General features: G+C 56.7%; 22 protein-coding genes. 5 read left to right on the plus strand and 17 right to left on the minus strand.

All coding sequences use genetic code 11. From position 1 onward, the window contains the following. Positions 1–3: 3 nt before the first annotated feature. The gene (locus DHN12_RS23220) at positions 4–453 is read right to left on the minus strand and encodes a cytochrome c (RefSeq protein ID WP_108862315.1); all 450 of its coding nucleotides are present in this window, start codon (positions 451–453) and stop codon (positions 4–6) included. Positions 454–522: 69 nt separating this feature from the next. After that, positions 523–1,113, minus strand: a complete 591-nt coding sequence (locus tag DHN12_RS23225) for a L,D-transpeptidase (RefSeq protein ID WP_108862316.1) — start codon at positions 1,111–1,113, stop codon at positions 523–525. 351 nt (positions 1,114–1,464) lie between these two features. Here DHN12_RS23225 and DHN12_RS23235 point away from each other — a divergent pair, with 351 nt between their 5' ends. Further along, a complete protein-coding gene (locus DHN12_RS23235) occupies positions 1,465–1,737 on the plus strand; it encodes a hypothetical protein (protein ID WP_108862318.1) in 273 nt (90 codons plus the stop codon). Positions 1,738–1,747: 10 nt separating this feature from the next. On the opposite strand, the gene DHN12_RS23240 is transcribed toward DHN12_RS23235, so the two are convergent. The 4 genes from DHN12_RS23240 to DHN12_RS25285 form a co-directional block, all read right to left on the minus strand. Then, positions 1,748–2,401 carry a L,D-transpeptidase gene (locus DHN12_RS23240; RefSeq protein ID WP_108862319.1) on the minus strand — a complete coding sequence of 218 codons (654 nt, stop codon included), beginning with the start codon at positions 2,399–2,401 and terminating at the stop codon, positions 1,748–1,750. A gap of 159 nt (positions 2,402–2,560) precedes the next feature. Then, positions 2,561–2,839 (minus strand): Fic family protein, encoded by a 279-nt coding sequence (locus tag DHN12_RS23245; protein ID WP_159090203.1) that lies wholly within the window; start codon positions 2,837–2,839, stop codon positions 2,561–2,563. Positions 2,840–2,941: 102 nt separating this feature from the next. Beyond that, entirely contained in the window at positions 2,942–3,286 is a 345-nt protein-coding gene (locus tag DHN12_RS25280) for a DDE-type integrase/transposase/recombinase (protein ID WP_373455771.1), read from the minus strand. 80 nt (positions 3,287–3,366) lie between these two features. Continuing rightward, positions 3,367–3,543, minus strand: coding sequence for a hypothetical protein (locus tag DHN12_RS25285; protein ID WP_373455772.1), 177 nt, complete (start codon positions 3,541–3,543; stop codon positions 3,367–3,369). Positions 3,544–3,838: 295 nt separating this feature from the next. On the opposite strand from DHN12_RS25285, the gene DHN12_RS23255 reads away from it, so the two are divergent. Both DHN12_RS23255 and DHN12_RS23260 read left to right on the plus strand, forming a co-directional pair. Beyond that, positions 3,839–4,150: a DUF2933 domain-containing protein gene (locus DHN12_RS23255; RefSeq protein ID WP_234416766.1), complete on the plus strand. Its 312-nt coding sequence runs from the start codon at positions 3,839–3,841 to the stop codon at positions 4,148–4,150. 408 nt (positions 4,151–4,558) lie between these two features. Continuing rightward, positions 4,559–6,565, plus strand: a complete 2,007-nt coding sequence (locus tag DHN12_RS23260) for a protein-disulfide reductase DsbD (protein WP_234416767.1) — start codon at positions 4,559–4,561, stop codon at positions 6,563–6,565. A gap of 11 nt (positions 6,566–6,576) precedes the next feature. Here DHN12_RS23260 and ccmI read toward each other — a convergent pair whose 3' ends face one another. Genes ccmI through DHN12_RS23280 form a run of 4 tightly spaced genes read right to left on the minus strand, consistent with a single transcriptional unit; the run spans position 6,577 to position 10,778 of the window. Then, a complete protein-coding gene (gene ccmI / locus DHN12_RS23265) occupies positions 6,577–7,728 on the minus strand; it encodes a c-type cytochrome biogenesis protein CcmI (RefSeq protein WP_108862322.1) in 1,152 nt (383 codons plus the stop codon). Continuing rightward, on the minus strand, positions 7,725–8,213 hold the full coding sequence (locus DHN12_RS23270; RefSeq protein ID WP_108862323.1) for a cytochrome c-type biogenesis protein: 489 nt from the start codon (positions 8,211–8,213) through the stop codon (positions 7,725–7,727). The genes ccmI and DHN12_RS23270 overlap by 4 nt, the downstream gene beginning before the upstream one ends. Then, positions 8,210–8,779 (minus strand): DsbE family thiol:disulfide interchange protein, encoded by a 570-nt coding sequence (locus DHN12_RS23275; RefSeq protein ID WP_108862324.1) that lies wholly within the window; start codon positions 8,777–8,779, stop codon positions 8,210–8,212. Before DHN12_RS23275 ends, DHN12_RS23270 begins: the two co-directional genes overlap by 4 nt. 4 nt (positions 8,780–8,783) lie before the next feature. Continuing rightward, complete coding sequence (locus DHN12_RS23280) at positions 8,784–10,778, minus strand: heme lyase CcmF/NrfE family subunit (RefSeq protein ID WP_108862325.1); 1,995 nt, start codon at positions 10,776–10,778, stop codon at positions 8,784–8,786. 221 nt (positions 10,779–10,999) lie between these two features. On the opposite strand from DHN12_RS23280, the gene DHN12_RS23285 reads away from it, so the two are divergent. Beyond that, entirely contained in the window at positions 11,000–12,091 is a 1,092-nt protein-coding gene (locus DHN12_RS23285) for a transporter (protein ID WP_108862326.1), read from the plus strand. A gap of 10 nt (positions 12,092–12,101) precedes the next feature. Here the strand turns inward: DHN12_RS23285 and DHN12_RS23290 are convergent, their stop codons facing one another. Next, positions 12,102–12,782, minus strand: a complete 681-nt coding sequence (locus DHN12_RS23290) for a hypothetical protein (protein ID WP_234416768.1) — start codon at positions 12,780–12,782, stop codon at positions 12,102–12,104. A gap of 106 nt (positions 12,783–12,888) precedes the next feature. After that, complete coding sequence (repC, locus tag DHN12_RS25290) at positions 12,889–13,104, minus strand: replication initiation protein RepC (protein WP_108862327.1); 216 nt, start codon at positions 13,102–13,104, stop codon at positions 12,889–12,891. Between the two features lie 228 nt (positions 13,105–13,332). On the opposite strand from repC, the gene DHN12_RS23300 reads away from it, so the two are divergent. After that, complete coding sequence (locus DHN12_RS23300) at positions 13,333–14,388, plus strand: tyrosine-type recombinase/integrase (RefSeq protein WP_108862328.1); 1,056 nt, start codon at positions 13,333–13,335, stop codon at positions 14,386–14,388. Between the two features lie 56 nt (positions 14,389–14,444). On the opposite strand, the gene DHN12_RS23305 is transcribed toward DHN12_RS23300, so the two are convergent. From DHN12_RS23305 to DHN12_RS23325, 5 genes are all read right to left on the minus strand, one after another. Then, positions 14,445–14,789, minus strand: a complete 345-nt coding sequence (locus tag DHN12_RS23305; RefSeq protein WP_108862329.1) for a type II toxin-antitoxin system RelE/ParE family toxin — start codon at positions 14,787–14,789, stop codon at positions 14,445–14,447. Then, a complete protein-coding gene (locus tag DHN12_RS23310) occupies positions 14,786–15,043 on the minus strand; it encodes a type II toxin-antitoxin system ParD family antitoxin (RefSeq protein ID WP_108862330.1) in 258 nt (85 codons plus the stop codon). The genes DHN12_RS23305 and DHN12_RS23310 overlap by 4 nt, the downstream gene beginning before the upstream one ends. Positions 15,044–15,405: 362 nt before the next feature. Beyond that, positions 15,406–15,696 carry a hypothetical protein gene (locus DHN12_RS23315; protein ID WP_159090205.1) on the minus strand — a complete coding sequence of 97 codons (291 nt, stop codon included), beginning with the start codon at positions 15,694–15,696 and terminating at the stop codon, positions 15,406–15,408. Between the two features lie 760 nt (positions 15,697–16,456). Beyond that, positions 16,457–17,431 carry a ParB/RepB/Spo0J family partition protein gene (locus DHN12_RS23320; RefSeq protein WP_108862332.1) on the minus strand — a complete coding sequence of 325 codons (975 nt, stop codon included), beginning with the start codon at positions 17,429–17,431 and terminating at the stop codon, positions 16,457–16,459. Continuing rightward, entirely contained in the window at positions 17,428–18,630 is a 1,203-nt protein-coding gene (locus DHN12_RS23325; protein WP_108862333.1) for an AAA family ATPase, read from the minus strand. Before DHN12_RS23325 ends, DHN12_RS23320 begins: the two co-directional genes overlap by 4 nt. Positions 18,631–18,745 lie beyond the last annotated feature (115 nt).

Genomic DNA, 18,745 nt, shown 5'->3' on the forward strand with positions numbered 1-18,745 from the left:
GGTTCAGTTTATCCCGTTCTCGCGCTGTAATTCCCTAACATACGCAACGATGCCTTTTACGTCCGCACGGGTCAAGCCTTCGACCGGCGGCATGTTGCCGAACTGCCAATGGTGTGCCTGAACGCCGTTCTGCGCTGCACGGTAGAATGCTTCATCCGAATGGTGGCTGGGCTCGTATATTTTGTGCACCAGCGGAGGAGCCAACCCTTCCAGGCCAGTTGCATTCGCACCATGACACGCAGCGCACTTCGCGTCGAACGCTACCTTGCCGACCGTTGCCAATTGGCCGAATTGCTCTGGCAATTTGACGTCTTCTATTGGATCGCCGGGGGATAGCGCTGATGTATCAGGAGGCGTCATCGAGTGACCTGATGGTTGCTGATTAAGATTATAGACGAACCCGGCAGCGCCTGCGATCACTACTCCGCCTATCAAGAGTGTAAGTTTATCCATCTCAGTTTTTCACATGATTGTCAGTTATCGGACTTTAGCTTCCGGCTCAGAAAGTCGCCTTGACCAAGGTCAGATCAGTTTTACTTGCGTGCCCACAGTGGCCAGTTCGAACAAATCCGCGATCTGCTCGTTGTACAAGCCAATGCAGCCGTTTGAGGATCTTCTACCAATCTTGCGCGTGTCATTGGTGCCATGGATGCGGTAATATTGCCAGCTCAGGTAGAGCGCATGTGTCCCCAGAGGATTCTCAGGACCCGGGCCTACATAGTCGGGCCATGCAGGATTGCGCTCTTTCATTGCCGGCGTCGGTCGCCAAGATGGCCCTTCGACCTTGCGAGTAACCGTGGTGTGGCCCAACCTTGTAAGGTCTTCCGTGAGCGGCACGCTAGTCGGATACATCCGATAGATACTTTCGTCTTCTGACCAATATTGTAACACTTTCGACTGTGTATCGGAGAGGATCACACCGTTCTTAAGCGTATCGAAGTGATCTTGCCATTTAGCAACACGGAAAGACGACACATTGCGGCGTGTGCCTTCGGTTTCCGCGGACTGGGCCAAAACGGCCGGTGCGGGGAAAAACGTCGTCGCAGCAAACGCGGCCATTACTCTGCGTCGCGAAATTGCCCCTCTATCCTTGCTCTGTTTCATACCTGCCATCCCAACCGGTTGTTCTTGTATCTCGACTCAAATATTTCCTATGCCCGGTTCCTGCGCTGGAAGGTCAACACGCAAAAGGCTTTGTATCAGGGATATTTCGTCTGGCAGGTCGTAACCGATAGCGCAGGGATTTTGCCCCAAAGGCAGGCTCATATCATCAAATCATTGTGGCAAAACAATTTTCTTGGGCACGTTACTAAGCCGCTTCAAGCCGAACTTGGCTTTTATTGAATTAGCGGAGCACAAAAAAGCAACGCTAACAATCGCTTAGTTCTTGGTGAATTGATGTGATCACCTGCCGATGCGAAGGTATCAGCTACTACAAATGACAATCACCGTGGGCTTAACACAATGTCCTCCAAGAATGCTCTGCACGCACTGGCCGCACTTTTGTTTGTCAGCGCCTGTACAGAAACAACATCGCTTTCCGCAGAAAGCGAGCCCGGAACGATCTCCCGAGTTCCGGACACCGTTGCCCAAATTGCGGCCCCGGGTCAGGACCTGACCGCTGTGAAAATCATGCCCGAGGACGGGTGCTATTGGTATCGCTACGTTGGGCCGGTCGAAACAACCTTCCTGCCACTCAGGACAATTGACGGGCGCCCGATCTGTACGCGCGCTTGACAAACGCCTGTCAACTGGTCGCGGTCAATATCCGCTCGGGAGGATAGAGATGAGCCGTGGACCCTGCCCTGACACGATCATAGAGCCCGATGATATGCGGCATAGCCATCCTTACGCAGCCTGAACTTGCGCGACCTCCGATGGATCTTGGGTAAGGTGTTCCGTGAATTCGCAAGTATGTATCGCGACCACCTTCGTACAAATACAACGCCCTTGATCCCAATGGGTTTGTCGGTCCACCGGGCACACCATCCGCAAATTGAGCATATTCCTCAGGGTCGCGCTCAATCATTTCGGCGGTGGGAGTCCAGCGCGGCCATTTGGCCTTTCGCTTGATCGTGTAGATACCGGGCTCGTAGAGATTACCTCGGGCAATGGCTACGCCGTAACGCATTGCCGTGCCGCCGTCTTCGATGAAATACAGATATCGTGCCACAGCATCGACATGGATGTCACCCGGAACAAGTGCTCGATTGGTTTGCACGCGCTGAGGCAGGAAACGCGGGTGCAGCCCCCAAGGATTGGATGTTGCGGGATCAAAATTGATCGGCGTCACTTGCGCATCCCACTCTGACCATTGCGAGGCTGCCGCCGATGCCACTCCGAAAACTGGCTGAGAGAAAATGGCGAGCGATGTTGCAACAAAATGTCGTCTGGTCAGCATTGATAGCGCTCCTGTTGCTTGTTTTGGTTTCCGTACCCGTCAAATGAGTGAAAACAATCAGCCGCACAATCCGATATGTCCATTCAATTATTCGTTCAAATCAATTGGTGGTCTAAATATTAGCATTCAAGACACAGGCTGCATCGGTTCTTTGGCTCATCATGCGCCGAGCCTTGCGGCGATAAACCTTGCAAAAAGGGATACATCTCCTGAAACGCTCGCGGCTTCGAGCGCGCTCATACATTCGGCTCGGTCCTGCATTTGGATCACCATCCAAGGATACCCTCCCGAAGCCAGCAAAACGTACATCAGAAACCGGGCGATACGGCCATTGCCTACGGAGTAAGGGTGAAAGTAGCCGAGCATCCAATGGAGCAGTACCACCCTTATGGCCAGTTCCAGATCGTCGTCCAGCAGGCCAAACAGTGGTGTTGTCACGTAAACTTCCGGGCCACCACGGAATGCTGGTGCCCTGAAGTCAAGCAGCTCGAGTGGCGGCGTTCCGGGTGTCAAACGCCTCGAGACGATGGTATTGGATTGTTAAAGCGGAGCGACATCGTGCGGGGACACAGAAGCAGTTAGGTATGGCTGAGTGGGTGGCCACAAACCTCTGCAAACCTCCTGGAGACCGATATCCTTGCATCGTCTGCTCTCGCTTTCGGCACGGTTGTTGAGCCCGTTGTGCGACCAATGATCCAGACCCGGAGCAATCTCCTGCTTGGCGGCACCATATGAGCGGAGCTTGTCCGTGACGATCCGTTTTGGAATGAAGCCAAGACGCTTTATCGGGCGGCGCGACAACCGTATTGCGGCCAGATTGTCCCGTTGGGTTGGAGTATTTCGTCCAGCACCACGCCATGCTGATCGACCGCGCGTCAAAGCCAATACTTGCGACCTGAGATCTATACAACAACTTCATCGAGGTGACAGACATCGCTTGGATGGCCCTGCCGCCGTCGCAAGCATCAAGCGATCACCGGCCCAAATTTGATGACCCAAAGCCGGACAGTTTCGTTAGACACATCGATCCCGCGCACCAACAGCATTTCTTCAACTTCGCGCAAGCTCAAATTAAAGCGACGATAAAGCCACACCGCATGGGCAATGATCTGAGGAGAAAATCGGTGACGGTTATAGTTCATGGATGATGAACTCATCGATGCGACCCACGTCCAAATCCAAACAAGAGCAACCGAACTACAGTTAGCGTGACAACACCCAAATAGGAGACTGTTCGACATAGATTGCTTTAACGGTGGTAGACACAAACCAAAATTCTGGATTTCCAATTTTCAAAAAAACAACATGTTAGCGTTGCTCGTGTATTCCAAAAAAATCGGGTTTGGGCAAATAGCGCTCCTGCGCATTAAAACAGCTTGACCCTCCATCGCGGGAAGGCGCTACCAGAGGTCTCCAATCTCAATTTTGGAGCTGAACGTGAAAGACAATCAGACCGCCGACGCGCCGCAAGCGGCAACACCGGGTACCGGTGGCAATATCATGAAATGGGGCATGATGGCCTGTTGCATTGTCATGGTCCTGCCGATCGTTTTCTACTTCATGGCTGGCGGGACGGTTGGCGGACTCTCTGACTCTTTGGGCCTGTTCGCACCGCTGATCCTGTGCGTCGGGGCACATTTCTTATTGCACAAGGCGATGGGAAAATCCTGCCATTCGACCAAATCGGAAGCTGAACGGCCGAAGGCTACCGACGCCTCTGTAGGACTAAACGCTGTATCCCGACAATAATCTACCATCATGAAGTCTCGGTGCTCAAGGTTGGCCGCCGTGTCGTTGACCGCTCTTTCGCTAGTGGCCTGTGCACCACGTCCCAAGCTGTGCCCTCTACAACCGCCGCTCGAATATACTCTGCCCCAAGGCTGCCAGGTTCAATGGGAGGGCGCGGATGGCGGGGCTTATTTCATCTGCGCCGACGGCCGCGAGGGGTTTGTGAGCTGACTGCAGGGATGTGACATTCCGGCCCGTTGACCCTCCAGCGCTGGAATCTGGCAGGGACGGGTGCAAAACAACCGATGGCGACGCGTTATGTCGAGAATACTCCTGAATTTCCGGCTTTTGATCTGTGGTTTGGTCTTTGGACTCATTTCCGCCGGGCCAAGCTTTTCAGCCATATCCCAAGCGTATGAATCAGAACCCTTGGTTGCCCATTTAATTACCGCACAGGACGGGATCGCGCCCGGCGTCGAGACGATCACTGCGGGGTTGCACCTGAAGTTGGGTGAAGACTGGAAAACCTACTGGAGATCACCGGGCGAAGTGGGAATTCCGCCCAAGATCACCTGGGATGGGTCGCGAAACGTCAGCGACGTGCAGTTCCACTGGCCTGCACCTATCCGATTTCGCGCCTTCGGGATTGAGAACTTCGGATACAAGGACGAAGTGGTCTTTCCGCTGACCGTTACACTCGAGAACCCCGGAGCGCCAGTTGACCTGAAGGCCGCCGTGACAACGCTGGTCTGTTCCAACATCTGTGTGCCGGTCGAGTTTGCGCTGAACTTGTCGCTAACCCAAGGGGCGAGTCGAGATCAGAACTCGACACGGATTCTCAATGCCTTCATGTCGCGGGTGCCAACCGCTGGGAACACCAGCGGAATGGCGTCCGACGCCGCAACACTGGACGCCGAGTCCAAGACGCTGACGCTGAGTTTCACCAGCGACCTGCCTTTTGATGAACCCGACATCTTTCCCGACATGGGGCGCGACACCGCGTTTGGTGCTCCCGACATCCGGCTCGCTGGCGACCGGCGTCGGCTGTGGGTACAGTTCCCGGTCCTCGCTCTGGCGGAGGAACCCCCTGCCTTGTCCGTCACGGTGACTGACACTAACCGCGTGGCAGAGTTTTCGCCCCGTACCGACGCCCCCCCTGCCCCGCCGCCATATGAAATCGCCGCCGCCGAAATCTCGAGCAGCACGCTGGTCTGGATCATTCTGCTGGCGGTGGGCGGTGGACTGATCCTGAACGTCATGCCCTGCGTGCTGCCAGTGCTGTCGATCAAGCTGTCCTCGGCTGTAAAGGCGCATGACCGCTCCTCCGCGCAGATACGCGCCGGGTTCCTGGCTTCGGCAGCGGGAATCCTGGCTTTCATGTGGCTGCTTGCAGCGGTCACTATCGCGGCACGGTCGCTGGGTTATTCCGTCGGCTGGGGCATCCAGTTCCAAAACCCTCTGTTTCTTGCGGTGATGATTGTGGTGCTGGCGGTTTTCGCGACCAGCCTCGCGGGCCTGTTCGAGATTACGCTGCCGCAGTCACTGAACACCCGGTTGGCCCATATCGACGAGGGCCGCGTGCCGCTGATCGGCGATTTCCTGACCGGAGCCTTCTCTGCGATTCTGGCGACGCCCTGCTCGGCCCCCTTCCTGGGCACAGCGGTGGCCTTTGCCTTGACCGGACAGCCGATGGACATCGTGGCAATTTTCACCGCGCTGGGGGTCGGGCTGGCCATTCCCTACCTGCTGGTTGCGGTGCACCCGAAACTTACTGCAGCACTGCCCAAACCGGGGCGCTGGATGGTAGGGTTGAAATGGGTCCTGTCGGCGACGCTGCTATCTACGATCGGCTGGCTGGTCTGGGTGATGGCCGGCGTCGCCGGAGACACCGCTGCTACCGCTACGGCACTGGCTACAACTGTTCTGGTCCTGGTGATCTGGACAGGCGCTACGCTGCCGCCGATTTTGCGCTGGACAGCCCTGTTGCTGCCTCTTGCCGCAGCACTGGCGATCCCAGTTGCGACTGCCAGCAAAGACCAGGCCGACCTACTTGAGCCGACCGGAGAGATCCCGTGGATTACCTTCAGCCGCCCCGAAATCGCCCGCCTTGTGTCACGCGGCGAAGTGGTTTTCATCGATGTCACAGCCGACTGGTGTCTGACCTGCAAGGCCAACAAGGCACTGGTGCTGGAACGTGGCGATGTTCTGGCGATGCTGCAATCGGACAAGGCAATTCCGATGCAGGCTGACTGGACCCGCCCCAACGATGCGATTGCCCGTTTCCTAGAGGACAATGGCCGCTTTGGCATCCCTTTCAACATTGTTTACGGACCGTCAGCCCCTGAGGGCATCGCCCTGCCCGAGATACTGTCAACCGCTGCGGTGCTGGACGCGCTGGACAAGGCCGCGCCGATCAGACGGGCGGCCAACCAATAAGCTGCAAGCGATCAGGCCCCCAACTCTGCAAGCGACCGGGCGATCTCCGCCTTGCGTGGGTCGGTCTGCGACAGGTTTTCGGCAAGCTTCTGCGCCTTGCCATACGCATTACGTGCGTTCTCATTCTCGCCCAGGACAGCATAGGCGTTGCCCAGCCGCATCCAGCCGTCCAGATCGCTTGGGTTTTCCTTCATCCGATTCGCCAACCTTTCGACCATCGAGCGGATGAAGACCTGCCGGTCTTCGTCTGACATCTCCTCGGTCGCCGCCACCTGATCGGCGGTCGGGCCGGGAATGGAAGGGGCTAAGGCCGCCAGATCCACGGGCGCCCGTCCGATCGATGGGGCGATGCGGTTAAGCTGGGCCGCAAAACTCTCCATCCACGGCCGGAATCCCTCTTCGGCTTCCATCCGCGTCTTCAGTAGGTCATAGGCCTTATCAGGCGATCCCGCCTGCTCTAAACCAACGGCTTTGTAGAATGTCGCAGCTGGGTTCGACGGGTCCAGCTCCAATGCTCGGTCAAAGGCCCGCTCGGCCTTTGGGGTAACGATACCGTCCTCAGAATAGACCAGCGCCTCGCCATATTGCGACACCAGCGCTGAGCTTGCGTCGGGCCGGTCCAGCAAAACCTCGAACGCGTCCGCGGCCTCACCAAATCGTCCCATACGCATATAGGTCTGAGCTAACAACACCCATCCCTCGGTAGGCCCGCCGGTTTCATCCGCCTCGAGCCGCGACCTCAGGCGCACGGCAAGGTCGGCTATTTTGCGGGCTTCAGCCTGCTCCCCCGTGCGTTGGGCAAACGGCTGGCTGGGGATGTCGGGACTACCCAGTTGCCAATAGAGACCGGCTCCAAGCGCTGGAACTGTCAGCGCGGCAAGCAGCACCAGTACGCGCCCGGAATGGCCCACCATCGGCTCCCCACCGTCCGATTGCCGGTCGATCGCCTTCAGGCGGCTTTCTATCTCAGCTCTGGCAGCTTTGGCCTCCTCGGCCGAGATGATCCCCCGTTCCAGGTCCTTCTCCACTTCGCCGATCTGATCGGCATAGATGGCAGAGGCGCTGTCGCGTCGCGACAAGTTAGAGGTCTTGCGACACATACCGGAATGGGCGAGCGTCAGAAACACCACCGAGGCTATGATTGAAAAGATAATCCAGATCATGCTTGCGGCTCCGTGAGTGAATGGCTTTCGGGTTTCTGTTCTTCGCTCGCGCCGTGTTCCGCCTCTTGTTTTCGCGACTTTCGATATCGTCGGGCATTCTGTATCAAGACCGCTGCAGTTGCGATGCCGCCCAGCCCCAGGATGACGATAGGCGCAACCCACAGAATGTACGTTGAAGGCTTCCATGGCGGGTTGAACAGAACATAGTCGCCATAACGCGCAACCAGAAAATCCATAACCTGCTGGTCCGTGTCTCCTGCCACCAGCCGTTCGCGCACAAGCAGGCGAAGGTCACGCGCAACACCAGCGTTGGAACTGTCGATGTCTTGGTTCTGGCACACTACACAGCGCACCTGTTTCGAAATCACTCGTGCTCGCTGCTCCAGAACCGGGTCTGCAAGTAACTCGTCAGGCTCAACCGCGAATGCTGGCTGCGATACCAGCGCCGCCAGAATGACTAAAGTGATCACAAAGCGACCTATCATGACGCCTCTCCTCCGCTCGCTCGCGCCTGATCCAGCGCGGTGCGCATCCTTGAAATTGCCTCGTCGCCCAGCACCGGGCCAACAAAACGGAATACGACCTTACCCGCACCATCAATCACAAAGGTCTCAGGCACGCCGGAAATCCCCCATTCAATCCCGGCACGACCGTCTAGGTCGGAACCGATGCGCTCATAAGGGTTGCCCAGATCGTCAAGCCATTTCCGTGCGTCCTTCGGCTTGTCCTTGTAGTTGATACCCATCAGGCGAATGCCCTCATCGCGCACCATGCGCGTCAGCACTGCATGTTCGGCCCGGCAGGGCACGCACCAGGACGCAAACACGTTGACCACGATCGGAGCCGATCCGTCATTTTTCACCAGATCGGTGCTGGACAGCCCATCGGTATCCAGCCCATCAACCGGCGGCAGGTCGAACCCAGGCACTGGCTGCGAGATCAAAACTGACGGGATTTCGTTCGGGTCGCGATCGGGGTTCAGTCCCCATAGCAGGAAGGCGCCCAGGATGCCGGCAATCGTAATTGGAAACAGTGCAAATAGACGTTTCATTGCCCTACTCCGCCGCTACCGGAATGGAGCCCGGCCCGGTCCGTTTCCGTGGTGCACCGACGCGTAGACGCCGATCAGTGAGAGACAAGACCCCACCCAATGCCAACAAACCTGAACCGATCCAGATCCAGACCACCAATGGCTCATATAAGATACGTAGGGTCCATTTGCTCTGTTCCGATTCCGCCGCCGGTTCCGATATCGAGGCATAAAGGTCCCCTGCCAACGTGGTGCGAATTGCCGACTCCGTCGTGCTGGTGCCCGCGACGAAGTAGGCCCTGCGCTCGGGCTTAAGCGTGGTGACATAAGCGCCATTGCGAAACACCGTCAGGGTGGCCATGCGAGACACGTAGTTTGGTCCGCGAAGCTGCTCTACACCGTCAAAACGCACGTCGAACCCGGCAATCTCGATATGTGTTCCGGGTTCGGCAAAGGTCACAACCTCAGACTTCCACGCGCTGGACCCGATGAATCCGATCATGCAGACCGCCAGCCCCGCATGGGCTACGACCATGCCGTAATGCGAACGCGGTAAGTTGCGAGCACGACGCAGGGACTCGACCAGCGGTGCCTCACCCAGCTTAATTCGGCTTGCCCATTCTGTCAGCACAGCACCCAGCAGCCAAACCGCAAGGCCGATGGACAGAACCGCAAGGGCAGGTCCGCCGGTATCCAAATACCACACAACCAACGCCGCAAGCAGGCTAAGTCCAGCTACCCACTTCAGACGGTGCAGCACACCGCGCAAATCCGCCCGCTTCCACGACAATAGCGGCCCAATCCCCATCACAACGACCAAAACCAGCATGATCGGAACGAAACTGGCATTGAAATAGGGTGGTCCAACCGAAATCTTTTCGCCTGTAACGGCTTCAAGCAACAACGGGTAAAGCGTGCCGAATAAAACAGTCGCCGTTGCGGTTGCCAGCAGCAGATTGTTAATAAGCAAACCTGCCTCGCGGCTGATCGGGGCGAAAAGACCGCCACCCTCCATTTCAGGCGCGCGAATGGCGAAAAGTGTCAGAGAACCACCGATCGCGACGGCCAGCAGCCCCAAGATGTAAATGCCGCGTTCGGGATCGACCGAAAACGCGTGGACCGATGTAAGCAAGCCTGAACGGACAATAAATGTCCCCAATAAGGACAACGAGAAGGTCAGCACGGCCAGCAGGATCGTCCAGCTTTTGAAACTGCCGCGCTTTTCGGTCACGACGGCCGAATGGAACAGTGCTGTGCCAGCCAGCCAGGGCATGAACGAGACATTTTCGACCGGATCCCAAAACCACCAGCCGCCCCAACCCAGCTCGTAATAGGCCCACCAGCTGCCCAGCACGATACCCAGTGTCAGGAACACCCAGGCCGCCAGTGTCCAAGGCCGCACCCACCGCGCCCATGCCGGATCGACCCGCCCCTCAATCAGGGCTGCCACGGCGAAGGAAAAGACGATCGAGAAGCCGACGTAACCCAGGTATAAAAACGGCGGATGCATAGCCAGACCCACATCCTGCAACAGTGGGTTCAGATCCTGACCGTCCAGCGGCGCTGGAAACACCCGGTCGAACGGGTTTGACGTGAACAGCATAAAAGACAAAAAACCCGCGCTGATCCACGCTTGCACCGCCAAGGTGCGCGCTTTGAGTTTCAGTGGGATGTTCCGAGCCAACAGAGATACGCCCAGCCCGAAAACCACCAGTATCAGAATCCACAACAGCAGCGACCCTTCGTGGCTGCCCCAGGTTGCCGCCACCTTGAAAAGCATCGGTTTCAGCGAATGAGAATTGCTGGCCACATTTAGCACGGTGAAATCGCTGACCACGAACGACCACATCAAGGCGGCGAAGGCGATGGCGACCAGCGCGGTAAGCAGGATTGAGGTCGCAGTTGCCGATCGCATCCATATGACATTATTCCGTGCTGCTCCAATCAAGGGCAATACGCTTTGCACCAAAGACACGGCCAATGCGAGTGCCAGGGCAAACTGCCCAATTTCCGGTATCATTCCAAAGCCTCCGGGTTTCCGGTTTTGCGGCCTTGTCCGACAATCCAGCGCTGGAGGGTCAAGCGCAGTATTGCCGCACCCACCCGGACGATCGCGATTTTGTTCGGCGGTCTTGACCTTCCAGCGCTGGAGACCGCCAGCATTCCGACCACACAGATGGACGTACCGAACAAGCTGCTTTCAATGTGCGGGATTAGAAAACGAACGAAAATGAGGGCATCATGACACGGAACAACACCGAGATTTTGTGCGGGTGGCAGCACATCCAGGCCGTAATACTGGCCGGGGGGCTGAGCCTGGCCTCCACCGCAATGGCCCACACGGATACGCCACCGGCTGACAACGTGGCAATGAACCCGCAAGCCTCCGGCAACATGTCCGCAATGATGCGCCCCGATGCGATGCCGCCCACGGGTGTCGTCGGCGGCATGCACCCGCCCGAGGGTGTTTTGATGCCGGTGTTCTCGTACATGAACATGGAGATGGACGGTAACCGCACCGGAACGCGGTCGCTGCCTACTTCGGGCGTGCTGGCGCAGTATCCGATCGCGCCGCTCAGCATGAGCATGAACATGGCGATGGTCGGTCTGATGTACGGTGTTACCGAGGACATCTCAGTGATGGCGATGCTGCCCTATGCCCACAAGACGATGAAGCACCAGACCCGCTTGGGCCAGACATTCAAGACCAGGGCACAGGGGTTCGGTGATCTTAAGATCATCGGTGGATATGATATCTACAAATCCGACGGGCAGGTGCTGGAACTGTCTCTTGGCCTAAGTCTTCCGACGGGCTCGATAGATGAGACCGACACCACGCCGGCCGGGCCGGACCAGCTGCTGCCCTACCCCATGCAACTGGGGTCTGGCACCTACGACCTGCTGCCGGGCGTCACCTACACGAGCCAGAACGCGGATTGGTCGTGGGGTGGTCAGCTGGGTGCCATGATCCGGATGGGTGAGAACGATGCGGGTTATACCTTGGGCAATGTCTATTCGGCAACGGTCTGGGGTGCACGGCGCTGGAATGACCGGTTCAGCTCCTCGTTGCGATTGGTCGGCGACATCGTCGAAAATATTGACGGCGTTGACGGGCGCCTGAATCCAGACATGGTGCCCACCGCCGACCCGACTCTGCGCGGCGGCCAGTTTCTCAGCATCGGGATCGGAGTGAATTACCTTGTGCCGAGATCGGGGGCTTTGGCGGGCACACGCCTGGGCATCGAGGGCGTGATCCCAGTGTATCAAGATTTGGATGGACCTCAGCTTGAACGCGAATACGCGGTCTCATTCGAGATCCGCAAGGCGTTCTGACCGTTCAGCCCTAAACCGACTGTAACCGGATAATCAGCGCCGCCGCGGCGGTCAGAACAACCACTGACACCGCAATCAGTAGCAGAGCAAAAATCACAGGTCCGCCCCGCCCGGGTACGCGGCGTGCCAGTTGGGCCGGAAATCCCGTACCATGGGTGATTTGGCTTTGCACGATTGATAGGTACAGCGGCAGCGCACCGACCAGCGTAGCGTACAGATAAACGCCCGAGATGTTCTCGAAATACGCGGAGCGCACCAGCGTTGGCCCAACCACCCGCAACGCCACTGCGCGGTCACCACCAAAAGATCCGAACCAATCAGCCGATAACGCGTAAATCAGCGCATGCAGCACGATGAACAGGGCAGCCCGAAGTTGCAAATCGATCAACAGATACCGGACCGGGATGGCCCCCTTGCCCCGCGCCCTTACCCCGACGGCAAAAAGAAAAAAGCTGAGATAGTTCACAGCGAACACGACAGGCAGCCCGTTCGTCACCACCTGGCGCAGAAACCGGCCCAACGCGGGACCGCCGTTCAGAAGGTGCGTCGCAAAGCCCGGCGTACGCAGAACGAAGGCCAGCAACAATGGTGCCAGGGCAAGACAGCTGACGATCAGCGTGTTCCGTGCAAACTGCCAAAACGGCATGTCGATTGCAAAGTATCTCTCCATTGCCTCCACCTTGCCAGCCATTCCGTTTCCCGTCGATCATTCAGAGTGAATCCTTGGCTGTTACTTGACTATTTGGTCCCTGATTGTCAGCAGGATTCTTGCCAACACTATTTTTTATATAACTTTTTTAATTTGTGATCTGACAACCATGAGTATTTGCCCTACTGACCAGAGCCCTGAGCATCGGTTCACAAGAAAATCGCCCTGCCCGCGCCTTCCGTGCAAGCCGTCTGAGATGGGCACCGGGATTGCAGATATCTTCCAGCCTTTCGAGGATGAGCAAAACCGAAGCCCCGCCGCTTTTGCCCCCATGTTTTGGCGGGCGTCTTGGAATACGGCGCATCGATGCCGATCATCGGAGCCAGTTTCTCAGTAAACTCTCCCTATGAGTGAGCGGGTATCGGGGTGCAGGTCATTATACTAAAAAACTGCCCATCTGACTGAATTGCGCTCATAATCAGGTTGTTTTGCTCGTTACATTTGTCGCTTTCCAAACTCACTATCACATCCGATAAGTACCCCTTATCATGTATAATTGATTTCCCTGCGAAACCGGCCCAGAATAGCGCCCATGACGACGCCCCAACCCTATCTGCCCGGCCCCTCCCCCGCCCTCTCCACTGCGGATCAGGAGGCCCTGACCGATCTCTATATCCGGGGCACGCCGGCCAATACGCTGCGGGCCTATGAGCGGGACTTGCTCTACATCACGGCGTGGAAGGCGGCGCGGTTCGGGGCGGCGCTGGACTGGCCGGAATCCGAGGCCACCGCCCTGGCGTTCCTGCTCGATCACGCCCGCGATCTTGGCGATGCGCCCGAGGAAGACATCGCGCGTCAGGCGGCCGAGGCGCAGATCGCGCAGGGATTGCGCAAATCGCTGGCCTGCCCTGCCCCGTCGACGCTGGACCGGCGCATCGCCTCGTGGCTCGCCTTTCATCGGATGAAGAACCTCTCCAGCCCTTTTGGCACACCGCAAGTCAAACAGGCTCGGTCCAAAGCCCGCCGCGCTGCCGCCCGGCCCCCGGCCCCGAAATCCGCCCATCCGATCACCCGCGATGTGCTCGAGCAATTGCTCGCCACCTGCCGCGGCACGCGCCGCGATTGCCGAGACCGGGCCATCCTGATGCTGGGCTGGGCGTCGGGTGGGCGGCGCCGGTCGGAACTGACCGGGCTGAGGCGCGAGGATGTGTCGCTCAAGGAATTCGGCGACAAAGGCCTCATCTGGCTGTCGTTGCTGGAGACCAAAACCACGGCCAAGGGTGAGACGCCACGTTTGGTGCTCAAGGGCCGTGCGGCGCAGGCGCTGAAACATTGGATCGAGGTTGGAAAGATCGCGGACGGCCCCCTGTTCCGCCCGATCTCCAAAGCCGACCGGGTGCTGAAACGTCGCCTGTCGCCGGATGCGATCTATCAGATCGTCCGGCACCGGCTGACACTGGCGGGCCTGCCGGACGGGTTCGCCTCGCCGCACGGGTTGCGCTCAGGCTTCCTGACCCAGGCTGCGCTCGACGGTGCCCCAATCCAGGCCGCCATGCGCCTGTCCCTGCACCGCTCGATGGCACAGGCGCAGAAATACTACGATGACGTCGATGTCGCCGAAAACCCGGCGACTGATCTATTGGGGTGAGCACATACTGCCTACTTAAAGAATTCCCAGCTTGAGGGAAACTCCGGCTGCTGTGCCTATGTCTTGTTTCCTGTCGCATCCGTTAACGTGGCCAGCGCGGAAACATGTCGCGGCAGGTCGCAGCGGGAATGCAGGATATCAACAATGATCACCGCGTCCGGCTGATCCAGGTAGACTAGGAAGTGCTCTCCCGCCCGTACATATCTGAGATCAGCTGCCTCCTCTACCAATATAGAACAGCTGCGGCTGGCCGCCCTGCCCTCCGTGATGGCCTGACAGCGCGCTATCAGTTCTTGTTCATAAAGATCGGCTTGATGCCGTCCAAACTTGTCGATGGTCCATCGGGCAATTTCCACCAGGCTGGCTTCAGCACGGCGTGTCAGTCGAAAGGGTTTGGTCACGCTTTGGTTCGTGCCCTTACAAAGGCACGACGGATCGCATCCGTACCGCCGCCTTCTGCCAGATCTCCTGCCTGAGCCTGGGCTACGCCCTCCTGCAGGCCTTGTCTGAGAGACACCAGTCCCGCCTCTTCCCGCTCCAGAAGACGAAGACCGGCGCGCAACGCTTCACTGGCGTTCTGATAGCGACCGGACGCAACCAGGTCCTGCACCAGTTGATCCTGCGTTTCTGTAAGTACGACATTGCGGGTTACCATGGCTTAAGCCTCCTGATTGGCAATATATGCCAACGGAGACTCCGGTTCAACAGTTGAAGCTTCCACAACCGTTAGCTTGATTAAGCTGGTCTTTTGGCTCACCGGGACCTCACAAATTGGTCTCTCCTAGTCGGAGCAATGCAGAAAGAAACTTGACATTCAGTATCAGGAAAGAGGCCTCATGTATCTCGGCTCGCCCTCGCTCAGCACCCCAATCACTGCAGGGAAGTGTGATCTCTCTATTAACTCTGAGCTGACGCCAGATGAACGTGAATAACTCGGATCGAGTCTGTGGACCCCAATCAATCTTATGACGGGAGACAATTGTGCTAAACGCCGCGCTCTATGTGAATCATACAATTTTACCCTGCGGTCAGGCCAAAACCATCGAGTTGAAGTTGTCGTATCTGGATATCATAAATGTCGAGATTGTGGGCAATACCAGAGATGTTGCCCTCGGGAATACGGCAACGTTGAGGCTCCATGACGTCAATGACCGGAATAGCCTGCAGGCCGGCCTGACAGAGCAAAAACGTGCCCACGGCCGTGGCTGGGTTAACCATCGCCCTTCCACATTCGTTGAGTCCTAACGCAGGACCGACCTCCCTGCCCCGAAATCCGCCCGTCCGATCACCCGCGATTTTCTCGAACAACAGACGGCCACCTGCCGCGGAACGTGCAAGAAACCCTGTGACCGGGCAATCCTGTACTGGGCTGGGCCTCGGGTAACCGGCGGCGTTCGTTGATCGCCGAGCTGTTTCGAGAAGATGTGTCGCTGAAGGAATACCACGACATTGGCCTAATCTGGCTGTCGCTGCTGGAAACAAAGACCACACGGTTGGGCCAGATCCCACAGGTTTCGCCTCGCCGCACGGGTTGCAATCCGGTTCCTATCCTAAGCCGCGCTCGATGAAGCCCCGATCCAGGCCACCATGAGCATGTCGCTGTACCGCTCGCTGGCACAGGTGTGGCGCTATTACGACGATTTCGAGATCTCCGATAGTCCCACGACAGGTTTTCTAGAGTAACTGATCTACCGACATACAAGCCGACACTGTGCTACATAGCGAATTTCATTTGGAAGTTATTGGTTCCGTGTGAGCTTGAGTAAAGTAGTGGAATGAAGCGCAATCAATCAATCTGCCTGTCTGCGCACGGCAAGGTTCAGATTGTTGTCGATTCAACAACTTTTGGATCAATTGCGGGTGGAAGACTTTCTAACAACCGAAGCTCTTAGACCTGCATTGGTAGCAGAAGTTCGTGTCGAATAAATCGACGAGATAGGACCAATGCAAGCATTTGAAACGGCACCTTGGCGATTAGTTGCCAAAAATTGCCAATTGGCAATTTTTCAACTTGGTCAACTTTGGTCGGAAATTGCCAATTGGCAATTTCCAGAATCAACGGGGGAAATCAATCGTCTTTTACAGCAAAGTGACTAAGCATGAAGGCAGTCAGAGCCTCATGCAGATCATCCTGGCTGGCGTCCGCTGGGAACTCTAGCACGATCTTTTTACCTTTGTGCATACAGGTCACCGCAGGCTTTTCAGGTGAAGATTGGAAAACCATCGGACTAGTTTTCTTCGAAACTGGGGGCTTCAATGCTGCCTTGAACACATTCATAACTTGTACGCCATCGCGGCCGACGCCATCCGCTGCCATCTGCTTTGCTGTTTCCAACAGCTTCTCGCGATCTTCGGGTCGGCCCAGAAATGGTTTTAGGGTACGGGCGTGCAATTCCTTGATCTCTCGGATGGACGGGAACGCTGCAACGATTTCATCCGGCAGTTTGGACAATTGCAGATAACGTGAAAGCCAGGCCTCACTGACCTCCAGCCTTGCTGCCATCGCCTTTTGCTTGCCGCCATAGTAGCGAGTCACAGCGTCCGAATAGTCTCTGGCACGTTCATAGTCAGAGATATCCTCCCGATCCCGATTTTCGATATCACCAAGCCGGAACGCTTCCTCATCCGTCAGTTCCCGTAAATCTACCAGATAGCGAAACTGAGGATAGTTATTGGCACGTAGCCATTTGATCGCGAAATGCCGCCGAGCACCGCAGATTACCTCATACGGTTGGTCCGGATCGCTTGTCTTGCGTACGATAGCCGGAAACTCCTGTCGACCCTGGCTACGGATACCGTCGATCAGATCCCGGCAATTGTCTTCAGTCAGTAGCTCATAGGCGCGGTTATGTCGTTTCCACATACGGCATTCCTCGGGATCGACCCATCTCAGAGACTTCTCCTCGACATCTCCCGATGCCCGTTCAGCCACCCTGTTTGAGCGATTTAGAAATCGAGCACCGGCGCGTTCTGCTTTGGGAGCAGGACCGCTATCGAGACCGCTTAGCACGTCATCGAAAATTGCGTCATGTTTCTTGCTCATAGCACGCCCTCCTTGCGCAATGCTCCATGGTGGCTGGGCCAAGTTTTGCGCATTAAAACCTCAACCTCACGTCCCACCGCATCCAGATAGGCTCGGCAGCGTTTATGGGTCTCTGTCCTGGCCGCAGGTCCCGTGATCTCGTACACGGTGCTTAAGTTCGCTGTAGCATTATCAATCTCGGCACTGTCCTTCAGAACAGTTGCCAACATGTCTTGTGGAAACACCGCGTCCATCATTCGCTTGATTGCTGCGTGGGCAGATTTGTTATCATTCATCTTGGTTGCGAGAATCTTGACAAATGCATAGTCACGAGCACCGCCATGTTGCGCCAACTCGCTCAACGTAGCGCCCATCATTTTGAGAAAATGTGCAGTGGATCCGAAGTCGATATTGTTCGGCGGGGCAGGGATCACCATCGCGTTCGCTGCACGTAACACTGAAAGAGAAATCATCCCCAACGCAGGTGGCGGGTCCAGAAGAATGACGTCGAACTGATCCGCAATGGTGTTGATCCCATCGCGCAAACGATCCAGCACGAAAACTTGATCCCTGGCCATCCGTGCTGCGAACTCATACTCGGCGTCGTATAGGCCAAGGTTTGCAGGGATTAACGCAATGCCTGGCCAATAGGTAGCGCGCAGTGCATAATGAAGTGTCTGCGGACCGCCATGCTGAAAGAATGGGTAGAGCGTATCTTCGGTCTCATCGACGTCAATGTCAGGGTTAAGGCCAAAGATTGAAGTCGTTGAGGCTTGGCTGTCGCAATCGATGACGCAAACTCGATATCCCTTGAGTGCCAGGAATTGGGCAAGATGGGTTGTAACTGTCGATTTTCCAACGCCACCTTTGAATGACTGAACTGATAAAACCAGTGTCGGATCATCTGCCGTGCGATAGGGTAAGGTGCCGAACACTTCCCGCATCCGATTTATGTCAGACAGCGAGTACCCGGTCCTTCTCCCCGTGACAGGGTCTTTTTCTGGCTCTGGCAAGCGGCCGTCCGCCTCCGCGTCGCGGATCAGCTTTTCCGACCGACCTACCATTTCGGCGGCAGAACGAACGTTGAAATTCAAGTTTAGCGTTTTTTCAGTGCCGGGGGAGAATACCCGGTCACGCAATCGCTCCATCACAGTACTGGCTCGATCAGATAGTTGCTCAATCTCATCCAGCCCAACTGGGGGTAAAGGGGAAGTGGTCATGGTTTTTTTGTCCTGTAGAAATCTGCCTTTTTTGAATCATGCCCGGTTTGGTGAATCGGCTCAAGTGCGGTATTTGAAGCCGATTGCCTAAAAAAACGGAAATTCCGAGGAAAGT

It is taken from the genome of Ruegeria sp. Alg231-54 (genome assembly GCF_900143525.1).
Taxonomy (GTDB): domain Bacteria; phylum Pseudomonadota; class Alphaproteobacteria; order Rhodobacterales; family Rhodobacteraceae; genus Ruegeria.

Coding starts and splice junctions, on each gene's coding strand:
- DHN12_RS23220 (WP_108862315.1), bottom strand. CDS start 453: ATGGATAAACTTACACTCTTGATAGGCGGAGTAGTGATCGCAGGCGCT.
- DHN12_RS23225 (WP_108862316.1), bottom strand. CDS start 1,113: ATGGCAGGTATGAAACAGAGCAAGGATAGAGGGGCAATTTCGCGACGC.
- DHN12_RS23235 (WP_108862318.1), top strand. CDS start 1,465: ATGTCCTCCAAGAATGCTCTGCACGCACTGGCCGCACTTTTGTTTGTC.
- DHN12_RS23240 (WP_108862319.1), bottom strand. CDS start 2,401: ATGCTGACCAGACGACATTTTGTTGCAACATCGCTCGCCATTTTCTCT.
- DHN12_RS25285 (WP_373455772.1), bottom strand. CDS start 3,543: ATGAACTATAACCGTCACCGATTTTCTCCTCAGATCATTGCCCATGCG.
- ccmI (WP_108862322.1), bottom strand. CDS start 7,728: ATGATCTGGATTATCTTTTCAATCATAGCCTCGGTGGTGTTTCTGACG.
- DHN12_RS23270 (WP_108862323.1), bottom strand. CDS start 8,213: ATGATAGGTCGCTTTGTGATCACTTTAGTCATTCTGGCGGCGCTGGTA.
- DHN12_RS23275 (WP_108862324.1), bottom strand. CDS start 8,779: ATGAAACGTCTATTTGCACTGTTTCCAATTACGATTGCCGGCATCCTG.
- DHN12_RS23280 (WP_108862325.1), bottom strand. CDS start 10,778: ATGATACCGGAAATTGGGCAGTTTGCCCTGGCACTCGCATTGGCCGTG.
- DHN12_RS23285 (WP_108862326.1), top strand. CDS start 11,000: ATGACACGGAACAACACCGAGATTTTGTGCGGGTGGCAGCACATCCAG.
- DHN12_RS23290 (WP_234416768.1), bottom strand. CDS start 12,782: ATGGCTGGCAAGGTGGAGGCAATGGAGAGATACTTTGCAATCGACATG.
- repC (WP_108862327.1), bottom strand. CDS start 13,104: ATGCGCCGTATTCCAAGACGCCCGCCAAAACATGGGGGCAAAAGCGGC.
- DHN12_RS23300 (WP_108862328.1), top strand. CDS start 13,333: ATGACGACGCCCCAACCCTATCTGCCCGGCCCCTCCCCCGCCCTCTCC.
- DHN12_RS23310 (WP_108862330.1), bottom strand. CDS start 15,043: ATGGTAACCCGCAATGTCGTACTTACAGAAACGCAGGATCAACTGGTG.
- DHN12_RS23320 (WP_108862332.1), bottom strand. CDS start 17,431: ATGAGCAAGAAACATGACGCAATTTTCGATGACGTGCTAAGCGGTCTC.
- DHN12_RS23325 (WP_108862333.1), bottom strand. CDS start 18,630: ATGACCACTTCCCCTTTACCCCCAGTTGGGCTGGATGAGATTGAGCAA.